Source organism: Anaerosporomusa subterranea (genome assembly GCF_001611555.1).
Classification (GTDB): Bacteria; Bacillota; Negativicutes; order Sporomusales; family Acetonemataceae; genus Anaerosporomusa; species Anaerosporomusa subterranea.
The window spans coordinates 630,417-651,711 of record NZ_LSGP01000017.1 but is presented as its reverse complement, the minus strand read 5'-3'; the positions used below and the strand labels follow the sequence as shown (position 1 = coordinate 651,711).

Genomic DNA, 21,295 nt, shown 5'->3' with positions numbered 1-21,295 from the left:
CCTAATTTCTTAGCGGCTTGCCTGTCTTAAGCATGTGAATCATCCGTTCCTGGGTCTTCGGTTCGCCGCACAGGCTGACAAACATTTCTTTCTCCAAATCCAGCAAGTACTGTTCTGTCACCAGGGTATTGTCCGCCACGTTACCGCCACATAGCACATGAGCAATCTTGCCGGCGACATATTCGTCATAGGGCGAGATAAAGCCGCCTTGTTTCTTGTTGTATAAAACATATTGACACAGAGCCAGCAAACCTCGACCGCCGACGCGGTACTGCCGGGTGCGGTACTTCGGATCGAGGAACTGCGCCTGGTGTAAAACTGCCGCCTTAGCCTGGTGTAATTGAGTATCTTTATTCATGACCAGGATATCGTTTGAGCGCAGATAGCCAATTTGGATTGCGTCTGAACCGCTGGCAGATACTTTACCGGTGCTGATGGTCTCAAATGCTTTGCTGACAAACGGAGTCAAGTCAACTTTAGCATCCGCCTGCGCCGTCTCAGTCGTCCGCAATAGCAGTTCCTTGGTCCCGCCACCGCCTGGCAGCAGGCCGACCCCAATCTCGACCAATCCTAAATAGGTTTCGCCATAAACGCAAACTTGCCTCGCGTGCATAGCCATCTCCGCGCCGGCGCCAAGTGTCATAGCGTATGGCGTGGCGATAACTGGCTTGGAACAATACTTCAAATTCATATTCATATCCTGAAAATTACTGACCAGATTTTCCAGTCCAGCCCAGTTCTTCGCCTGCGCCAGCCCCAAGACCAATTGCAGATTCGCGCCAACGCAGAAGTTCTTGCCGCTGCTGGCAATAACCATACCTTTATAGTTGGCTTCCACCTCGCTAATTGCCTGATTCATCAAAGCAATCGCGTTATCAGTGATGCTGCTGTTCGGGGAGTGAAGGGCAAAACAGGCAACCCCATCTCCCAAATCCAGCAGCGAGGCGTCAGCATTTGCAAGGATCGGCTCAGACTGTTTTCTCAGCTGCATAACAGTAATTTTTTCGCCGGTTGTCACAGCGGAGTCTTTGTCATAGAAGCAGGTTTTACCGGCAGCGAGTAAGTCTGTTACCAATGCGGGAATGGTTTCACCTTCAGCTTGCATCCGCTCGACAGATTTTCTGACCCCGATTAAATCCCACAACTCAAACGGGCCAACACTCCAGTTGTAACCCCACTTCATAGCGTTATCAATGGCAGTCGCGTCATTAGCCACCGCAGGAATTAGGCTGGCGGCAAACAACAGCGTATGCTTAATACAATCCCAGACAAAACGCCCCGCCTGGTCTTCAGCATTGATCATGCTGTCAAGCTTCTCCGGCAAAGACTTCGCCGCCTTAGCCGCAGCCAAGCCAGCAGATTCCACAGCTTTCTTCGGCCCATACTCCAGAGTAACCGGATCTATTACCCAAGTTTCGGCTTCCACCTTTTTGTAGAAGCCTTGTTTGCATTTATCACCCAGGTAACCAGCCGCCAGCATTTTGCCGATGTAATCCGGCAGAGCCAGTACTGCTTTTTCCTTGTCGCTATTGACATTACTTTTCAGATATGGCGCTACATGATTGAGCGTATCCAATCCAACCATATCCAGCAAACGGAATGTTCCGGTGTTCGGCCGACCGATTTCACTGCCAGTTAGGGCGTCCACTTCTTCAAACCGTAATCCATACTCCAGCATCTTATGAATAGTGAGCGTCAAGGCGTACGTCCCAACCCGGTTGGCAATAAACCCTGGCGTATCTTTTGCCAATACGACTCCTTTGCCAAGCTTCTCCTCACAGAATTCGGTCACATATTCCAGCAGACCGCCCGCTGTATGGCGTGAAGGGATTAACTCTAACAATCTCATATGTCGCGGCGGATTGAAGAAATGCGTAATTAAGAAGTTTGGCTTGAGTTCCTCAGGCAGGACTTCGCTCATCGCGTTGACAGAAATACCGGATGTATTGGAAGTCAAGATGACATTCGGCTTGAGATACGGCGCTATCTTGATAAACAATTCTTTTTTTATTGGCAAATTTTCAACTACCGCTTCCACGACCCAATCCGCTTGCCGCAAGAGTTCCAGATCATCGTCCAGATTACCGAAAGTGACACGCTCCAGATTAGTTTTTGTATAAAGCTGCATAGACTTGGGGTTTTGCATTTTCTCCTTTGCCTGCAGAACAATGCGATTGCGCACCACCCTATCCTGCAGAGTGAGCCCCTTTTTCGCCTCTGCATCCAGAAGCTGAGCAGGAACAATATCCAAAAGAGTCACCACAAGTCCGGCATTGGCCAAGTGGGCTGCAATTGCTCCCCCCATTACCCCTGACCCGATGACGGCTGCTTTTCGAATGTCAAGCACAACAAACCCTCCTTTTCGCTGCCCCTCAACGCGCTTTCGCGGTGAAGACAGGCTGTCTTTTTTCCAGGAATGCGTTAATTCCTTCCATAAAATCCGCTTCTGCCGCGCTTGCCAGTTGATACTCATACTCGTTGCTCAAGTCCATTTCAAAACGGTCAAACGCCGCCCGGTTAATCAAAGCTTTAATCCTGCCTAGAGCCAGGGGCGGCATTGCCGCGAGCTTTTGAGCGAACTTCTCCACCGCTTCCGCCAGCGCTTCCGCCGGCACCACCTGGTTAACCAAGCCAAACGCCAGCGCATCCTGGGCAGTGAGCGGAGCTCCGGTCATGCACAGTTCGGTCGCCTTGGCATAGCCAACAGCCTTTGTCAACAGATAGACTCCACCCATGTCCGGCACCAGCCCAATAGTAATGAAAGCCTCGATAAACTGCGCCTGCTCGGCAGCGATGCGAAAATCGCACACCAGCGCTAGATTAGCCCCTGCCCCGGCAGCAAAGCCATTCACAGCTGCGATAACCGGCTTGCGCAGGTTGCGGATTGCTAGAGCCAACTGACTGACCTTTTTAACGCCTGGCCCTAGCATGATGGCCGCACTGCCCTGAGCTAATGCTTGTTTCATTGCCGCGATATCGCCTCCTGAACTGAAAGCCCGCCCTGCGCCAGTGATCACGACAACCCTCACTGATTCCTCTGACTCACAAACCGCCAACGCCGCCAGCATCTCCTCAGCCACATCGGCTGTGATCGCGTTTAAATTTTGCGGACTGTTAATCGTAATGGTAGCGATTCCCTGCTGTTGTTGAAATGCAATTTTGGCAAACTCCATACTTCACCCTCCCTTGTCTATCCTGCGCTTCGATCTGATACCAGCCGTTCGGCCATGTGATCAAGATCGCCGGTCAATTGGCTGGATTTCTCGATTGTTTGGGCAACGCTGGTGATGGCGATCGCTATTTGAGTTACTAGTTCGTTGACATAAGCCAACTGTTGTCCAGTCACTGCACTGTCATTTTGCACTGTGTTAATGATGTCTTCAATTTTTCTGATTGAATCAGAACTGCTTAAAGCCAGTTTGCGGATTTCATCTGCCACCACACCGAAACCGCGCCCTTGATCGCCCACCCTGGCGGCTTCAATGGCTGCATTTAGGCCAAGTAGGTTGGTCTGGTTAGCAATGGATTTGATCAGACTAATCACCTGACCGGTTTCTTTCACTCGGGTTTGCGACTCACTTGCCACCTTGGCCAAACTGTCACTGACAGTTGCGATTTCTTGCGCCTGGGCGGATAGTTCTTCGGTCGTGCTGGCTAAAACATTGATATCATCATTAAGTCTGACAGCTAAATCCTTTAACTCATCTTGTTTGTCAACTGTCTCCAAGAGCACCGCGCCGCCAATGACTTCGCCCCGTGAGCCGTGAATCGGGTAGGCGCAAGCAATATAGGGCAGACCAAAGGTCGCTTTATCGCCACGCATGACCACCCGCCGATTTTCATTCATAGCTTGAAGCACTGCCGTACCAGGTTTCAATAGAGTTCCTGCCGGAATCTTTACATCGGTCATACCTTTACCCGGCTTAAACAACAAATACTTCTCACGATTAGTTACGACCACGCCCAATTCATTAATAGAGTAGTTGTTCAGTAGTGGAAACACGTGCAAAAAATGTTCAAGAATTTGAGCTTCCTCGTCCATGATATCCTCCTCAAATACTGTTATTACGACTATATGTCGATGATATAGCAACGAAAAAGATAAGTGACGGAGGAGTGCTGACACTCATCCGTCAAATCCTCAATCCAAATAGGAAGATAGAACCTAGCCCTCTACACCAACCGGCACGCAGCAGCCGGGTCCGCTTTAATGCTTGCTATTACTTAAATAGGAAGATAAACGCCGTCTGTATACTATTATTGGTAAACTTGTTATCAATCTCTTTCGAGCGGTCATAGACTACAGCCCAAGCCACATTATTCCAGGGAACGCAGTAGTAATCCGCACGCCAAGCATTGACGTTATTCAAATTATTTTGATAGCCGCCTAAAGAATCAGTGGATAGCGGAGCGATAGAGTTCGCGCCACGATTAAACTGGCCGGACACTCCGGCTGGCATGTGCCGGTAAGAAATCGCCCAAGCCGAATCGCCTTTTTTGAACGGATTCACCGCGCCGTCATAGATCGGGGGCATCCGCCAAGTATTTTGGTAGCGGGATTGCAGAGCAACAATATAGCCTGACTTACCATGATATGCAGCGCCGTCAGCGTTATTTCTCGCCCACTCATAGGAGAGAGAAAACTTGTCGCTCAGTTGAACTGCGCCGTTAACGCTGAACAGATCAATATCTTTGTTCCCAGGCGACAACTCATGTGACAACACATAGGCGCCAAGGTCTGAGGTGGGGGTCGGTTTATAACTGACTTCAGCCAAATGGAGAGCGCCTGCGGGAGCAGAGCCGTTAGTGACGAAGTCCAACTTGGCGTACGCTCCGCGAAACTTAAGTTTATCCATTTTGGCAGTGTAGATGATACCATCGATGTCGCCCATGTTGCCAAAGAAGGTTCCTTTACCTGGATATAAGAAATTTTTACCAACTTCTAGATTACCGCCTAAAATATCTTTGCCTGTCACATAGTAACGGTCAAATCTTCCGTTAGTATCCCCGCCGGAGCTATTATTTGTATCTGCGCCCCAATTTAACTTCTGCTGATAGAACCGGGCGTTGAAATGCCATTGGTCACCTAGCGGAGCATCCAAATACACCCGCAGCCGTTCAGAAAACTGGTCTTGGTCGACAACATTGCCGGCAGGCCATTTACCGCCGTCAGTTTTTCCAAGGCTGGTATAGTTGTATTGCAGTCGCTGTTCAATCATGATGTTTAGTTTTTTAGCGGCTGGTGGCGCTTTCGGCGCTACGCCAAGCTTGTCCAGCTCAGGCGCAAATTCAGTGGTTAATTTGGCGAGTATTTGCTTTTGTTCGGCAGTGGCATCGGCAATGCGGGTATTGCCATTGGCCACTAAAATCGCCATTTCATAGCGACTGAGTGTTTTTCCCTGCTTAAACCGGTCAACATCACCGGCAACCAAGCCAGACTGAATGAGTTCCTTCATAGAATCATAGGACCAGTGAGCGGGTGACAGCGTAGAAAAGGCGCTACTCGGATTTGCCGACACAGGCAAAACACACATAAATAAGAAGGCAACTAGAAATCCGGCTAACAGTGTACGACGCACAATATTTCCCCCTCATTTTACTATTCTCATTCTGCTTTTTAGCAGATCTAAGACTCCATACACTCGATCACATCAGGAATAATGAGAACTGGCTCTGTCTTTGCCTGAATGTCTTGAACCGATACTCCCGGCATTAACTCTTTCAGTACAATACCGGTTGGCGTTACTTCCATAACTCCCAGTTCGGTGACAATCAAGTCCACTTCAGCAACTGCAGTCAACGGTAAGCTGCACTGTTTGAGAATCTTCGGCGCGCCGTCTTTGGTCGCATGTTCCATCGCAATAATCACTTTACGCGCACCAGCTACCAAGTCCATTGCACCGCCCATGCCTGGCACCATTTTACCTGGCACCATCCAGTTGGCTAAGTTGCCTTGCTCATCCACTTCTAGCGCGCCTAGCACTGTTGCCGCCAAATGACCGCCCCGGACGATAGCAAACGACAGCCCACTGTCAAAGCAAGCTCCGCCTGCCACAATGCTGACCGGCGCACCTCCGGCATTGACCACATCCTTTTCCGCCATATTCGCTGCCGGCGTAGGTCCAAGACCAATAAACCCATTTTCCGAGTGCAACAAAATATCGCAGTCCTGGGGTAAGTAATTTGCTACGGCTGTCGGCATGCCAATGCCTAGATTGACAACATCGCCAGCCTTAAAAAAGCGCGCAACCCGTTTTGCAATAATCTCCCGCGGAGTAGCCATGAAAAAACCTCCTTACCCCCTAATTATCATGTCAACAAAAATGCCGGGAGTCATAATTTCATCCGGATCCAGGCTCCCTGCCTCAACAATTTCTTCCGCTTCAACAATGACCATTTCAGCAGCCATGGCCATGAGCGGATTGAAATTTCTCGCCGCCCGCCGATACACCAAGTTACCAACCGTATCAGCTCGCCAGGCTTTGATCAGGGCAATATCGGCCTTCAAAGGAAGTTCCAGCAGATAGGCTTTATCTCCCCGCACGATTTTTTCTTTGCCCTGCTCGACAACAGTACCCACGCCGGTCGGAGTCAGTACGCCGCCGAGGCCCGACCCTCCGCAGCGAATCCGTTCAGCCAAAGTGCCTTGCGGCGAAAATTCCACGTCCAACTCCTGTTGATTAAATTGCCTGCCAGTTTCCGGATTGGTTCCGATATGAGAGACAATCACTTTAGCAGCCTGCTTGTTTGTGATTAATTTCCCTACGCCTTGCTCAGGAAACGCGGTATCATTGGCAATAATGTTCAGATTCTTAACCCCTCTGGCAACTAGTCCGTCTACCAGACTTTCCGGAGTCCCTGTCCCAAGGAACCCGCCAATCATGATCGTTTGTCCATCCGCAAACAGGGCAACGGCCTCTTCATACTGCTTAATCTTACTCATAGCAGTGGCTCCTCTCTCCTGGTCTGTGTCACCATATCTCATGTTTAAATGCCATCTCGCGCAATTCGCTGCGGAAATCCGGGTGAGCGATGGCAATCAGGTTTTCCACCCTTTGCTTGATCGTTCTCGCTTTCATCGGAGCAATGCCATACTCGGTAACAATATAGTCAATATTATTTCTGGATAAAGTAACCGCCGCTCCCGGCGTCAACCATGGCTGAATAGCGGAAATCGTTCCGTTCTTAGCTGTTGAATACAAGGCGATGATTGACCGGCCATTCTTCGCATGAATGGCACCTTCAGCCGTATCATTTTGCCCGCCTGATCCGCTATAGGTCCTGAGCCCAATCGACTCAGAGCAAACTTGTCCGCTCAAGTCCACTTGCAGCGCTGTATTAATGGAAACCATATTATCATTTTTGGCGATAACAAACGGATTGTTTACATAGTTCCCCCTGAGCAGTTGCACCGAGGGATTGCCATCTAGAAAATCATATAGTTTCTGATTCCCCAAGGCAAAAGTCCCGATCATCTTGCCTCTGTGCAAACTTTTCTTGCTGCCGGTGATAACTCCAGCCTCTGCCAGAGCGGCCATGCTGCTGGTGATCATCTCCGTGTGAACGCCAAGATCCTTTTTGTCCATGAAGGCTAAGGCGACGGCATTAGGGATGCCGCCGATTCCTAGCTGAATAGTGTCTCCATCATTCACCAGGCTCGCCACATAGCCGCCAATGATTTTATCAAGTTCTTGGACCTCTGCGGTCGGCAATACCGGGATTGGACGATCGACTTCGACAAAATAGTCTACCAGATCAATCGGCAATTCCGTATCCCCGCCCACGTTAGGCAAATGAGGGTTTACTTCCATAATCACTAAATCGGCATGTTCAACAAATGTTTTTTCATACAACACGCTGAGTGAAGTTTTCACATAGCCGTGTTGATCCATAGGAGTTACGGTGCCGATAAAGACATTCGGCGGTTTGACTTCAATCTTTCGGGTAAAGGCATTGTGCAGATGGCCTGGCTGGAAGCTCACAGTGCCCAGAGAATGCGCCTCTCTTGCCCCAAAGCCATGAAACCAGCTATTAGTAGTAAAATGCAGCTTCAACTCTGGATTAGTAAAAAATTCATATTTGCCCATTCCTAATGAGTACCAGACCGTAACATCGGTGACTCGATCCTTGATGGTATGTAATTGCTTTAGGATGGCCATGGGCTCGCCCCCGCAAAATCCCGCAACAATCTCATCGCCGGATTTGATTAGAGCCAGTGCCTCATCCATTGTTATTTTTTTGGAATTGTACTTCTCCTGGTATCGAGTAATTGGTAGCGCCTCCTTCAAGAAAAAATTAAAAGTAAAACGAGGGAAAGATCGCCGCGTCGCTGCGCTCAGTCGAGCGTCTATGCCGTCCATGGCATAGCGCCCGCGTTCGAAGCGCGGCGATCTTCTCCAGACTCCCGGACTTACTCTACAAACTGTTGCACACCGCTATTTCCGCGGCAGGCCCAGCAGTTCCCTAGCTTCTTGCGGCGTAGCCGGCTCCAGATCCAATTCCCCCATGATCCGGGCCATCTTCTCGACCAGTTGCGCATTATTCTTAGCGAGCGTACCTTTTCCCAGGTACAAGTTGTCTTCCAATCCCACCCTGACGTGGCCGCCGAGAATCAAGGCCATAATAGCGGCAGGGTACTCGGCCTTGCCTGCACCGATTACCGACCATGCATATTGTCCCTTGCCAAACAGCCGCTCGGCCGTTGTGTGCAAATTCATGATGTCATAAGGGGTAGAACTGATGCCGCCGAGGATGCCGGTGACGAATTGCATGGTAATCGGTGGTTTAACGATCCCGGCCTGAATTAGATAAGCGATGTTATACAGATGGCCTGTATCATATACTTCGAGTTCAGGCTTTGTGCCGTTTTCACTCATAATTTTGCAGACTTTTTCCATCGCGGCAAAGGTATTTTCAAACACAAAATTCTTAGTCATATCCAGCATTTGGCTTTCCCAAGGGAACTTGAATTCTTTGATTTTTTCTTTTGCCGGAAACAGTCCCCAGTTGATTGAGCCTGCATTCATCGAAGCCAGTTCAGGCTTAAACTCAGGAATAACCGCAGCCCGCTGTTCAACCGTCATGCCAGCGCCGCCACCGGTAGTGATGCAAATCATTACATCTTCGTTCTTGGCGCGAATTTTTTCGATAATTTGGCGATACAGATTCATATCAGGAGACGGCTGCCCTGTTTCCGGGTTACGGGCATGAATGTGTACGATCGCCGCTCCGGCACTGGCGGCATCGATCGCATTTTGAGCAATTTCATCCGGTGTGATGGGAAGATATGGCGACATACTGGGCACATGAATCGACCCGGTGATCGCACAACTGATGATACGTTTTGAGTTTGGTATTGCCATGGTTTGATTACCTCCCTAAATATATTTTTTTGTTTTAATCGCGCGAATTGGGTTACTCGGTTAACTCAGGCAGTATAAAATACTCGAGGTTTTTGAAAGAACACGTATTCTGTCCAGCCTCGATACTTTTGACCACTTCCACCACTTTGTGGCTAATCGGCGTTGGGACACCTAGCTTTTCGCCCCATTGGGCTACAACACCGTCAATTGCATCAATCTCTGTCTTTCTGCCTTTCTCAAGATCTTGCAGCATACTTGCTTTCAATTGACGATGCGGCCCAAAGATAGCTTTATACATCCCCAATTTAGCGATTCGTTCCTTTTTACTGCCGAACGCAAGAATCGTAATATCGTGGCCTTGCAGCGGCTCCAGCTTTATGCCTCTGGCCGCAGCAATCGTAATCGTTTCGTTACCGATATGAGCCGCGCACATCAGCGCCTTTTCGTTATCGAGAATATCGCCAAATGTACAGCCTAGCACTGCCGACATACCGCTAAAGGTTGCATTAATCAGCAGCTTAGTCCAGCGAATACCTGCCAGATTCGGCACAATATCCGTCTTCGCAACCATGTTTAACAGGTTCGCGGCTGCATGCGTACGCTCCCTGATCGTACCGTCGAGCTCGCCGAGATCAAACGACATGCTTCCCGGCTCAGATGTCAGCATTGATACGCCTGGTTCGATCCAAGTAGCACCCCAGCCTACCGTACAACCTAATGTGCGTTCTCTGCCCACGATCTCTGCGACAGCATCTTCAGGCACCCCGTTTTGCAAAGTACAGACTGTACTGGTTGGGCTGAGGTGAGGCAATAGCTGATTTAACGCGATTTCGTTATAGGTCTGCTTAACAACATAAAACACAATGTCGTAAATTCCCGACATCTGGTCTGGCGTAATCGCCTTAACCGGAACATTTAGTTCCAGCTTGCCTGTGATTGTGGCTCCTTTTGCATTTAAGGCATCGACATGCTGTTTGTTCGTATCAATCAGCACAACATCCCCGCCATTTTTTGTAATTAGTGCGCCCATGATCGTTCCTAGTGAGCCCACTCCCATGATTGCTGCACGCATATTATTCATCTCTCCTTTTATTTACAAGTGACCAAGTCTTTTTTAAAGAAGACCTGTAAGGCTATAAAACACTATGATCATGAAGGCGGCAAAGGTTTTACAAACTGTAACAGCAAAAATATCAAAATAAGACTGTTTATGGGTAAGGCCGCAAACTGCCAACACAGTGATAATCGCTCCATTGTGCGGTAGCGTATCCATGCCTCCTGATGCCATTGATGCGACCCGGTGGAGCATCTCTGGCGACAAACCAATAGCATTTGCCATGCTCAGCCACTCTTTACCCATAATGTCTAAAGCGATCGACATCCCGCCAGAAGCAGACCCCGTTATCCCAGCTAGCACGTTCACCGTTACGGCTTCAGACAGCAGCGGAGAGTTGCCCATCTTGATTGAAAACAGGAAATTAGCAATAGAGGAGAACCCTGGTAATGAAGCGATAACATTCCCATAACCTACTTCAGACGCTACGTTCATGACAGCGAGCAACGAACCGACGGCACCTGCGTTAAGAGTCTTGGCAAGTTTACCGCCACCCTTGATGTTTTTAAAGCCGATAAGCAGCGCTAAGCAGATAGCGACGCTTTCCGCGATAATCAAAGACCAAATTGCGATAACATTTTTAATGCTGGCCGCTACCATTGGCAGCTTCATACTTTGGAAAGGAAGCAAAAGATTGGGATCCCAATAGAAAAGCCGTGTCATAACATAGTTTAAAACGAGTACTGTGACGAGAGGGATAACAGCAAGCCTCCAATCAAGGGGCTCAAAGTTATTTGACTCGATTGGCTCATTGGTATGTCCTTCGCCATATCCCTCCTCTCCTGACTGATCCACCCGCCATTTTAGCCAGGCAAAACACAGTCCAAGAACAAGTAATCCACCTAGAATTCCATTGATAGGAGCTGCATAGGCATTTGTGCCAAAGTAAGTGGTAGGTATGAGATTTTGGATCTGCGGAGTACCAGGAAAAGCATCCATGGTGACGGTCCCCGCACCGAAAAGTATTGCTGCCGGCAGCAAGCGCTTCGGTATACCAACCTCCCTGAACAAGGCACAGCCAAATGGATATATGGCAAAAACGGCAACCATGGTGTTTACCCCACCATATGTAAGTACAATTCCCGTAATGGCTATCGCTATAATCGCCTGCGGTTTACCTTTGCCTACAGCTCTGACAATCGCCTGAGAGATAGATTTGGCCATGCCGGTATCTTCGATGACCTTGCCAAATACTGCCCCGAGGATAAAAACCGGGAAATATGCTTTAACGTAACCGACTGCTTTCCCCATAAACAGCTCAGTATAGGAAGGCATAACTGAGAATCCTTGGCTGACTGCAGCTAGCAAAGCAAAAATCGGAGCGAACAGAATGACGGAAAAGCCGCGATAGGCAAAATACATCAACAGAAATAAACTCAAGAGTATACCGATTACTTCCATTCCAATACCCCTTTCAAACTGAATTAATCCTGTTCACGCGCTATAAGAGGCTGTTAGAAAATGTTCAGATGCTAGGCGCGACGAGGATTACGCCGCGCCGCGTACGCGCATGTACGCAAGCAAGTAACCGCAGGAGTAACAACGCAGATGGGCGTTTTATAACAGCCTCTATAATTTTTTGTGGAGTTTCAATACTTCTACCAGCATATCATCTCGGTATCGGGAAACTTCTTCGTTTGTATTGCCGATTTGTTTATCCCTGTTAGCCATTGCCTTGTCCACTCCAACTTGAGCCATCTCGATCCAGCCTTCAGGAAACCTCTTCCAGTCGGCCATATCCGCCCACCACATTTCTACCGAAGGCCCGATATGGGTTAAAATTCCTGTAATACCGTGCGCCCCTCCGCCTAATTGAAAAATTAAGTTTGGGCCCAAAATACCAAACCGTAGGCCGGGGCCAAACAGAGCCGCCTTATCCACTTCTTCAACAGTACACACGCCTCGCATCACTAACTCTACTGCCTCTCTGTAAAGAGCAACCTGCAATCGGTTAGCTATAAAGCCAAGCGCCTCTTTTTTCAAAACAATCGGCTCCTTACCAAGCTGCTGATAAAATTCGCAGGCAAGATTCACATACTTCTCACTGGTCTTATCGCCTTTGGTTATTTCGACTAAGGGAATCAAATGAACCGGGTTATAGGGATGCGCCCCCAGACACCGCTCAGGATGCTTGGCATGTTTTGCAATTTCCGTTAACAAGAGACCTGACGTGCTACTGGCAAACACCACTTCGTCTGACACGTGCTTTTCGACTTCTGCTAAAATTGACTGTTTTACATCATAGCGTTCCGGACCGGCCTCCTGAACAAACTGAACGTCTTTGACCGCCTCCGCCAGATCAGTGTAATAGAAAATCCGGCTCGCCGCCTCCGCCGCGCCTTCCTGGGTCAGAACCTCCTTGGCAACCAGGAATTCCAAATTGCGTTGAATAAGCTTCGCAGCAGTTTCTAATTGCGGTTTATTAATGTCATAGAGATTTACGCTATAGCCTTTGACAATAAAGTTAACCGTCCACCCAACCCCAATAAGACCGGAACCGATACATGCAATTTTTGTAAACTGAGAAGTCTGCATCAGTTTCACCTCCTTGCCATACTAAATAGCACAAACCATGCCAGAAAAAACCACGCACGGTCTTTTGGAAAGTACAGAGCACGATAGCACCAACGCCACTAGCATCTCTAGCGCTACTATAGACAACCAATCCTCCCAGCCAAGTTACTTTCCAACCAATCCTAAAAGGATGCAGAACATAATTATAGGAAAATAAAAAAGAGTCTAATTTTTTTCAATTAGACTCCGAGTTCTGAGAAAAACGCTCTATATAGGTCCTAAGCAGCCCAAGATCCGTAGGAAGTCGCCGACAACTGTCGGGTATTTCCGACTGAATTTTCCGTTAAATTGTTATGCAATATTTTTTAATTTTATCATAAAGCACACTGCGATGTATCTTTAAGAATTGTGAAGCCAATTTCACATTGCCGTTTGCCATATTGAGCGCCTGCAAAATCTTCTCCTTCTCTGCTTGCGCCCGTGCAGACGCCAGTCCTGAATCACGTGATACATTAGAAGACTCGTTTTGAATTCGCAGAATGAGATTTTCGAAACAATCCATTCCGATACTGCCCGATAATTGGATATTGGCAGCTCGCTCAAGCACATATCCTAGTTCTCGTATATTTCCCGGCCAGTCATGAGTCTGAAACAAATTCATCACTTCGTCCTCAACATTGGTAATATGTAAGCCAATTTCCCGGTTTATTTTCTTTACAAAATAATTGACCAACGAGGGTATGTCCTCTTTTCGGTGGCGAAGCGGTGGAACATCGACAGTAACAACGTTGATCCGGTAATACAAGTCTTCCCTGAAATCGCCCTTGCGTACCAGTTCTAATAAATCCTGGTTAGTGGTAAAGATTAGCCTGACATCAATGTCGATGAGCTTATTGCCGCCTACCCGCTCTACCTCACTTTCTTGAATAACCCGCAACAGCTTAGACTGAAGATAGATGGGCATCTGATTAATCTCATCAAGAAGCAGAGTGCCATAGTTGGCCATTTCAAACTTGCCAAGCTTTCCGCCTCTCTTTGCCCCGGTAAAAGCGCCTTCCTCGTAGCCAAACAGCTCAGATTCCAGCAAGTCCGGCGGAATCGCCGCACAGTTCACACGAATGAACGAATGATGGTTTCGCGGACTCAACTGATGGATGGCATGTGCCACCAGTTCCTTACCAGTTCCCGTCTCACCGGTAATCAACACTGTTGATTTCGTCTGTGATACCTTTCGTATTGTTTCTTTTATCTTATGAATAGCTGGTGAGGCGCCGATAATCTGATCGATCGAATATTTCGCCCCGCGCAATTCCTTTAATTCTTTCTTATACTGGCAAACTTCCTGGTTCAGACGCTGTACCCGGTCAATTGTCGCCGCAGTATTTAATTCACCGGTGGAAAAAGTACTAAACGCAAAAGCGCCAATTACCTTATCATCAACCTTAATAGGAATTCGATTGACTAAAATACTCTCACCGTTCTTCAGCTTAAAGATCATGCCAATTTCTTCACGCCCAGTCTGAGTCACAATCTGCATGCGAGTATGGGGGATAATGTTTGCAGCAAGCTTCCCTACCGCCTCTGCCGCATCCACTTCAAGAATATCTGCGTAACGTTGACTCAGATAAACAATTCGCCCTTCCGTGTCTGTAATTACAAACCCCGCCATTGACTCCAATGCCTTGTAAATCATCTCTTTACTCTGAGAAAAATCCAGCACGCGTATCGCCTCCCCATACTTGTAGCAAAATCCGTAAAAACCGCGACAACTTGTCGGTAATTCAAGACTGTTGCAAGTATCATGCCAAGCTGATTGTAGAGTCCTTCCGTGTTTTCCCTAGATGTTAACATAGCCCCGATGGCCCAACTGCAACGAGTGAACTTCACTAGCAAGGGGGCCTCGGGGCTATTGCGCAGATGGGGTATATCAATGTCCCGTTCACGCGCCATTTAGAAGGTGCTAGATGCTAGGCACGACGAGGATTACGCCGCGCCGCGTACGCGGGGTACGCAAGCAAGTAACCGCAGGAGAACAACGCAGATGGTGCCTTATCAATGGCGCGTCACTGCAGTTCCATCCACTCATCATACTTCTTCGCTAACTCCCCCTCCATCTTCGCATACTCATCAGCCAACTCCTGGGTCTTCTGCGGATCAGAGAAGTTTGCCGGATCATTTAGCTTTACGGTCAGCATCTTAAGCATGGCTTCCCATTCGCGGATTTCCAGTTCCAATTTTTCGACTTTCCTAGCAATATCTTCAGGCCTCTGCTTAGAAGCTTTGCGTTCACTGACAGCAGGAACATCTTGTTGTTTAATGACTGGTTCCGCCTTCGTAGCCGGCTTTAACGTTGGCCGCAGCGCCTGCCGTTCTCGGTAATAGCTATAATTCCCCGGGAAATCGACAAGAGTTGCTGCATCAAACGCCAGCACTCTGTCGGCAACTTTGTCGAGAAAATAGCGGTCATGCGATACGGTGAGCACAGTGCCAGGAAAAGCCAGCAGTGCATCTTCCACCGCTTCCCGTGATGGGATATCTAGGTGGTTTGTCGGCTCGTCCAATACTAAAAAATTTGCTCCTGACATCAAAAGCTTAAGCAAGGATAGGCGCGCCTTCTCGCCACCGCTTAGATTGCGAATCGGTCGAAACACATCGTCGCCACTGAACAGGAATGCGCCTAACACCGAGCGTGCTCGCTCCGGGCTGAAGGCAAAGGTATTCACCACTTCATCTAACACAGTTTGTGATAGAGTAAGACCTTGGTGCTCCTGGTCAAAATAGCCAATCTTGACTCGGCTGCCAAGTTTGACTCGCCCCTTGACTGGCGACACATCGCCTGTCAACACTTTCAGCAATGTACTTTTACCCGCTCCGTTTGGTCCCACTAGCGCCACCCGTTCGCCGCGCCGGATCAAGAAAGACAGCTTTTCAAAGACTATCCGTTCACCATAGCTAGATGTCAGCGATTCTCCCTCTGCTACCCGCTCGGCGCACTCGCTGACATCTGGGAAAGCAAACTGTAGCGTGGCCACCATGGCCGGAGCCTCGATCCGTTCCAACCGATTGAGTTGCGACTGGCGACCGCGAGCCTGTTTGGATTTAATTCCAGCCCGATAACGGTCAATATAGGCTTCGGTTTTGGCAATATAAGCCTGCTGTTTTTCATAACTAGACTCAAGTGCCGCTAGGCGCTCGGTCTTTTGGATGACATATTCACTATAGCCGCCGCTATAGACGGTAAGTCTCGTATTTTCAAGTTCAAACATCCGGCCTGCGACCTTATCCAGGAAGTAACGGTCATGTGAGATCAGCAAAACGCCGCCCGGATACCCGATCAAAAACTCCTCCAGCCACTCAACCATGCCGATGTCCAAATGGTTTGTCGGTTCGTCGAGAAACAAAAAGTCAGGTTGTCGAATCAGTGCCCGTACCAGCGCGATCCGGGTTTTTTGCCCGCCGGAAAATGAGCTGACCGAACGTTCGAGGTCAGCTTCTGTGAAGCCAAGACCAAACGCTACCCGCCGCAGCCGATTCTCCATCTCATAGCCGCCGCCTCGTTCAAAGACCTCGACCACGCTGGCATACTGCTTCAGTGCCTGATCCAGCGCATCGCCCGCCGGTTTAGCAGCAATGACCCCTTCCAACCGTCGCATGTCGTCCTGAGCAGCCAGCAAATCGTGATAGGCTGTACGCAGTTCTTGGTACAGGGTTTCACTTTTATGTCCACTGTCCTGTTCAACATAGCCGATGGTTTCCCCCGGCGCCATGCTGACTAACCCGCTATCAGGCGATTCATGGCCAAGCAAACAGCGCAAAAGAGTCGTCTTCCCCGTCCCATTCGCGCCGACCAGTCCCACCTTTTCGCCGCGTCGCAGTTCAAAGCTGACACCGCTGAAAAGCGTGCGAATACCGAAAGATTTTGCAAGATTGGATACGATTAATGGCATAACGTTACCTCAACACAATAAGGGCTCCGCCTGAGCGGAGCCCCAGTTTATTATTTTCTATTGTACCATAACTAGGCGATAGTTGCGACCACTGGGTAACGCGGGGTAACGATGGGAGATTACGTTAACCACAGAGTACGCAGAGGTCGCAGAGGGCTCGCGGAGGGTTACGATTTTTATATAATCAGTAGCCTCTGCGGGTGCCCCTGCCTGCCTCTCCCCGGGTAAAAGCGTCGAGACGCAAGTATGTTGTTACCTATGAGACTTGTTAAGTATCTGATACAGAGAAGCAAAACGGCATCACTAGGCGGACGCGAGCTGAGGCCGGAAACGTACATTCAGGGGTACGTTGAGGACCGAGGATTGAGGCTAACAACGCCAGACGCCACGTATCCCCCATTCTTCCCACGAGTAAAAGCGCCGAGACGCAAGCATAGCTAGGCGGCCGCGCTCTGAGACCGGAGGCGTACGCAGGACGGTACGTTGAGGATCGAAGAGCGCGGCCAACAACGCTAGGCGCCGCGTATCGGTGCTTTTACCCTACTCGAGGGTGCAGATTGCTTCCGGCCGTCGCACCAGAAGTGACACCGTTTCCAGCACCCGGAACACATGGTTCATATTCGCTGGCCCGAGGTAAGCGGTAACCATATCCTGACCAATGGCTAAGCTGACGTTGTGCGAGCCAGTTGCCAACAGCACGGCTTTCGCGCCACTTAGGACATTGCTGTAATAAACACCGCCACTCACTAGTGCTTTTACCTGATCGAGTTCGAGCATGCCCGTATTAGGCAGCACACGTACCATTTTTCCAAACAGAACTGGGCTAACTACCAGCGAATACGGACCATAATGTCCGGCCTGAGCCAGCGCACCGGTAGCTTTAACCACATCAGCCAGCGCCGCTCCTGGTTGTTCCCAATCGGTTAGAGTTACTGTCTGACGCCCTTTCACAGTCATCAAACCAGCATGGCCGAGTTCTTTGCTACCGTTAAAGATCAGATTATCTTCCTGTACAGCGACAAAGTTGGCAGCCACAGATGCTGTGCTGACATCAAGCGGCAGACCTAGATGGCGGTCAGCTTCCACATCGCGCCACATCACTTTGAAGTCTTTATATAACATTGGCAGAGTTGCCATGTCGCGGCGCGAGGCTTCGACGATGAAGTCCTCTTTATCGCCTATCATATCAATCCCAGCGGCTGACTTGCCTGAGAAGATGGAATACGGCACACTATAGACGCCTGACCCTAGCGGGCCGAGCACTTCCACGACCCGGCGACCAGTCAGAATCTGACGCGCGGTCGAAACCACAGCCTCATCGAGCCGGCTCCATTCCTCTGTTGTCAATGGCGCAGCTTGTCTGTCGAGAAAATCCACGTTATATTCCTCCCCTCTATTTACGGCCGAGCATACTGCCGACAGTAAGAACTTTTGATTCGTCTTCTCCGCCTGCGATCCGCTCACTAGCTTCCATAGTGTGATCCTCTGCAAACTTTTCCCGTTGAATCGCATCAATGCGAGCAATCAAGTGAGTGATCTCGGCGACATGCTCTTTCTCGTCATCCCGGATGTGGGCCAATAGTTCCTTAATCTCAACGTCGTCGATATTATCAATGTGTACCTGGTATTGGTTGATGGCCTCCAGTTCGCCCATCAAATCTTCCCGGAGCCAAACCAATACTTCCTCCATACCAGTTGCAGACTTTGCCGCAACTGCTGATTTTCCATACGCCATTTTCTTTCACTCCTTTACAACAGATTATATAATTTTATTCGCTAAACACGGATTGGAATCCTTCCAAAAAACGCTTGCCAGATATCTGAATATTTGCTACTATAAAATCACCGCCGAACATACGTTCGTCCTCCCAGACGACTATGTCACAGTAATGGAGGCTGATCTATGAACACTACTATTATAGCCAATACGTCGCAAACTCTTGCGGCAATTTTGCCTTGTTATGGCGCCAATGGCGACAGCACTATCCTCCTAACGGCTACCGGAACTTGTACCCATTCCCCTGTCGGGATTCGAACCGTACTACGCCGGTTGGCCAGAGAACGCGCGGTTGATCTGACTGCCCTCAAGCAGCAAACCGAACAAGCGACAGGCCAACGCATTCTCCACATTCTGCCGCTAGCAGACGACCTCGTACTTGTCCCGGTAAAAGTCCGAACACCGCAGGTCAGTCGCGACAACTGCACCGGCTATGTCAACGCCTGCTCTGTCGCCAGCGTTCGCAGCACTTCCACCCAACCACACAAAGCGCTGATTATCCTCAAATCAGGGGCTGAAATCCCCACTCTCTGGACCCCCGCCACCATCGAAAAATACCTACGTGCCGCACGCCTCTTAGCTGGCAAACAATCCTACGGTACACAAGCAAACGCACAGCCAGAGATTGTAGCAATTAGCCGGAAGCTGGTCGAGGTTTTTCAGGATATATTGGCGTTAAAAACTCAGAACTATACATAACCGACAATACGATAGCACGAACGTCAAAAGCGTCACTAGCGCCACTATGGACGACCAAATGACACGATGCACACGTACCTCACATATTATTTTTTTTGCGGTCCTCTTCGCGCAGGCGCACAGCGCCTTTCGCGGTTTCGCAGCCAATGCCCCTTATCAACGGCGTGCCCGCACGTCGCTCAGAAGGGTCTAGATGCTAGGCGCAATTGCGAACCATGCAGCGCCGCGTACGCGGGGTACGCAAGCAATAGGTTCGCAATTGCAACAACGCAGATGGGCCCTTATCAGCGACGTGCAAGGATTTCGTGGACAGCTGCCTGACACTCCCTGGCATCCATCCTATTCACCAGATCAAACACATACACTGCCGCCCCTTCGCAGATAGGCAGCGCTTTACTAATCGGGCGTTCTTCACGCGGTAAATGTACTACTTTGAGTAGAGAACTCTCGCCAGCCAAATAAACCAGGATGCGAGGAGTCAAATCGTCAGAGCCTGCCTCGACGACAACTGCCTCGCAGGTGATGCTGGCCATTTCCATTTCCCGCAAGATGCCGCGCATCATCTGTTCAATTTCCTGTTCCATATTCCGGACAATAAACAAAAAGCTGGCGCTAGGCAAATGCAGCACACGCGGCTTTATATACCACTGCCAACACTCCATAGCCAAACACCACAACCCAAAAATCGCCAGTGACAGTAGAATAACACTCGCCGTATATGACAAAAACAAAGTATCCTACCCCCTCTCTGGGATAGGATACTATATGCCAACGCACGGCGTCGCGTGCTTTCCGGGCGTTGATAAAGCTCCATCTACGTTGTTGGCCTCGTAAACCCATTGCTAGCGTACACCCGGTACGCGTCGCTGCTGGGTTCGCGAGGCCGCCTAGTATCTGGGGCTTTCTGAACGCCCTCGGGTACTATTTTGTCGCGAGCGAAGCAATGCGATGCCTCTCCATCTTCTGTCATACCCAGTTCCCCGCTCATTCCCTCGAAAAACGGCCCCTGGGGACTAGTAGAAAAAGCTTCAGATGTTGTTACCTATGAGACAGATTGCCAAAGTGAAACACTGATTTTGGTAGCATCACTAGGCAGCCCCGAAAATCCAGCAGTGCCGCGTACGATACGGGTACGCAAGCAATGGATTTTCGGGGCTAACAACGCAGATGGACTTTTTATACGGTCCCCCCTAGACCTGGACGATCTTGTGTTTTATTGCATATATGACCGCCTGTGTCCGGTCAGACACATTAATTTTACGAAAAATATTAGTCAAATGGTTCTTCACAGTTTTCTCGCTCAAGAACAATCTTTGCGCCATTTCTTGGTTGCTCAGGCCTTGGCCGATTAGTTGCAGCACCTCGATCTCGCGCATGGTTAGTGAGTCTTGGCCACGGGTGCGGGACGGTTCAGGTCTTTTTCCCACATTATCCGCTTCGTAAAATAATCGCCTGGCCAGCGTTGGATAAATGAAAGACTCACCTGAGTGCACGCTACGAATCGCTTTAATCAACATGCCCGGCTCAATGTCTTTCAGCAGATAGCCTGTAGCTCCAGCTTTGACGACTTCGATGACATAGTTTTCGTCATCGTGAATGGTCAACAGCACGATTTTGATATGAGGCGCTAGCTGCCTGAGTTCTTTCGTAACTTCCAACCCGTTTTTCTTCGGCATGTTGACGTCAAGCAGCACGACATCAGGCTTTAACTGCAAGGCCAGCTTAATGGCTTCTTCACCATCAGCAGCCTCGCCGATGACCGAGAGATCACTCTCTAGATCTAGTACCTTTTTGATGCCCTGCCGCAGTAACGCATGATCATCAACAATCAAAATGGTGATGGGCACTGCGTTCACTTCCTTATCCCAGTTTAGTTAAACAG

The 21,295-nt window shown here is 49.4% G+C and carries 18 protein-coding genes; 1 reads left to right on the top strand and 17 read right to left on the bottom strand.

Going from position 1 to position 21,295, the window contains the following annotated elements; all coding sequences use genetic code 11:
• Position 1: 1 nt before the first annotated feature.
• From AXX12_RS10450 to AXX12_RS10380, 15 genes are all read right to left on the bottom strand, one after another.
• Positions 2-2,347, bottom strand: a complete 2,346-nt coding sequence (locus AXX12_RS10450) for a 3-hydroxyacyl-CoA dehydrogenase/enoyl-CoA hydratase family protein (protein WP_197470691.1) — start codon at positions 2,345-2,347, stop codon at positions 2-4.
• 25 nt (positions 2,348-2,372) lie between these two features.
• A complete protein-coding gene (locus AXX12_RS10445) occupies positions 2,373-3,173 on the bottom strand; it encodes an enoyl-CoA hydratase/isomerase family protein (RefSeq protein WP_066241984.1) in 801 nt (266 codons plus the stop codon).
• A 17-nt stretch (positions 3,174-3,190) separates the two neighbouring features.
• A complete protein-coding gene (locus AXX12_RS10440; RefSeq protein ID WP_231881880.1) occupies positions 3,191-3,823 on the bottom strand; it encodes a methyl-accepting chemotaxis protein in 633 nt (210 codons plus the stop codon).
• A 397-nt stretch (positions 3,824-4,220) separates the two neighbouring features.
• Positions 4,221-5,579 (bottom strand): hypothetical protein, encoded by a 1,359-nt coding sequence (locus tag AXX12_RS10435; RefSeq protein WP_066241982.1) that lies wholly within the window; start codon positions 5,577-5,579, stop codon positions 4,221-4,223.
• Positions 5,580-5,626: 47 nt separating this feature from the next.
• A complete protein-coding gene (locus tag AXX12_RS10430; RefSeq protein WP_066241979.1) occupies positions 5,627-6,283 on the bottom strand; it encodes a 3-oxoacid CoA-transferase subunit B in 657 nt (218 codons plus the stop codon).
• Between the two features lie 12 nt (positions 6,284-6,295).
• Positions 6,296-6,943: a CoA transferase subunit A gene (locus AXX12_RS10425; RefSeq protein WP_066241977.1), complete on the bottom strand. Its 648-nt coding sequence runs from the start codon at positions 6,941-6,943 to the stop codon at positions 6,296-6,298.
• Between the two features lie 28 nt (positions 6,944-6,971).
• Positions 6,972-8,270, bottom strand: coding sequence for an acetyl-CoA hydrolase/transferase family protein (locus AXX12_RS10420; protein ID WP_074431362.1), 1,299 nt, complete (start codon positions 8,268-8,270; stop codon positions 6,972-6,974).
• A gap of 165 nt (positions 8,271-8,435) precedes the next feature.
• Complete coding sequence (locus AXX12_RS10415; protein WP_066241971.1) at positions 8,436-9,362, bottom strand: beta-keto acid cleavage family enzyme; 927 nt, start codon at positions 9,360-9,362, stop codon at positions 8,436-8,438.
• Positions 9,363-9,414: 52 nt separating this feature from the next.
• Positions 9,415-10,434, bottom strand: coding sequence for a ketopantoate reductase family protein (locus AXX12_RS10410; RefSeq protein WP_066241968.1), 1,020 nt, complete (start codon positions 10,432-10,434; stop codon positions 9,415-9,417).
• A 42-nt stretch (positions 10,435-10,476) separates the two neighbouring features.
• On the bottom strand, positions 10,477-11,877 hold the full coding sequence (locus AXX12_RS10405) for a GntP family permease (RefSeq protein WP_066241965.1): 1,401 nt from the start codon (positions 11,875-11,877) through the stop codon (positions 10,477-10,479).
• 168 nt (positions 11,878-12,045) lie between these two features.
• Positions 12,046-13,011: a 3-hydroxyacyl-CoA dehydrogenase family protein gene (locus AXX12_RS10400; protein ID WP_066241962.1), complete on the bottom strand. Its 966-nt coding sequence runs from the start codon at positions 13,009-13,011 to the stop codon at positions 12,046-12,048.
• A 322-nt stretch (positions 13,012-13,333) separates the two neighbouring features.
• The gene (locus AXX12_RS10395) at positions 13,334-14,710 is read right to left on the bottom strand and encodes a sigma-54 interaction domain-containing protein (RefSeq protein WP_082816800.1); all 1,377 of its coding nucleotides are present in this window, start codon (positions 14,708-14,710) and stop codon (positions 13,334-13,336) included.
• Positions 14,711-15,053: 343 nt separating this feature from the next.
• Positions 15,054-16,937 carry an ABC-F family ATP-binding cassette domain-containing protein gene (locus AXX12_RS10390; RefSeq protein ID WP_066241959.1) on the bottom strand — a complete coding sequence of 628 codons (1,884 nt, stop codon included), beginning with the start codon at positions 16,935-16,937 and terminating at the stop codon, positions 15,054-15,056.
• Between the two features lie 540 nt (positions 16,938-17,477).
• Positions 17,478-18,314 (bottom strand): family 1 encapsulin nanocompartment shell protein, encoded by an 837-nt coding sequence (locus tag AXX12_RS10385; protein ID WP_066241956.1) that lies wholly within the window; start codon positions 18,312-18,314, stop codon positions 17,478-17,480.
• Positions 18,315-18,330: 16 nt separating this feature from the next.
• The gene (locus tag AXX12_RS10380; protein ID WP_066241953.1) at positions 18,331-18,672 is read right to left on the bottom strand and encodes a ferritin family protein; all 342 of its coding nucleotides are present in this window, start codon (positions 18,670-18,672) and stop codon (positions 18,331-18,333) included.
• Positions 18,673-18,840: 168 nt separating this feature from the next.
• Between AXX12_RS10380 and AXX12_RS10375 the strand changes: the two genes are divergently transcribed.
• The gene (locus AXX12_RS10375; protein WP_066241950.1) at positions 18,841-19,413 is read left to right on the top strand and encodes a hypothetical protein; all 573 of its coding nucleotides are present in this window, start codon (positions 18,841-18,843) and stop codon (positions 19,411-19,413) included.
• Between the two features lie 284 nt (positions 19,414-19,697).
• Here AXX12_RS10375 and AXX12_RS10370 read toward each other — a convergent pair whose 3' ends face one another.
• Both AXX12_RS10370 and AXX12_RS10365 read right to left on the bottom strand, forming a co-directional pair.
• Positions 19,698-20,144 carry a glycosyltransferase family 2 protein gene (locus AXX12_RS10370; RefSeq protein ID WP_066241947.1) on the bottom strand — a complete coding sequence of 149 codons (447 nt, stop codon included), beginning with the start codon at positions 20,142-20,144 and terminating at the stop codon, positions 19,698-19,700.
• Positions 20,145-20,603: 459 nt separating this feature from the next.
• The gene (locus AXX12_RS10365) at positions 20,604-21,260 is read right to left on the bottom strand and encodes a response regulator (RefSeq protein ID WP_066241943.1); all 657 of its coding nucleotides are present in this window, start codon (positions 21,258-21,260) and stop codon (positions 20,604-20,606) included.
• Between the last annotated feature and the right edge of the window lie 35 nt (positions 21,261-21,295).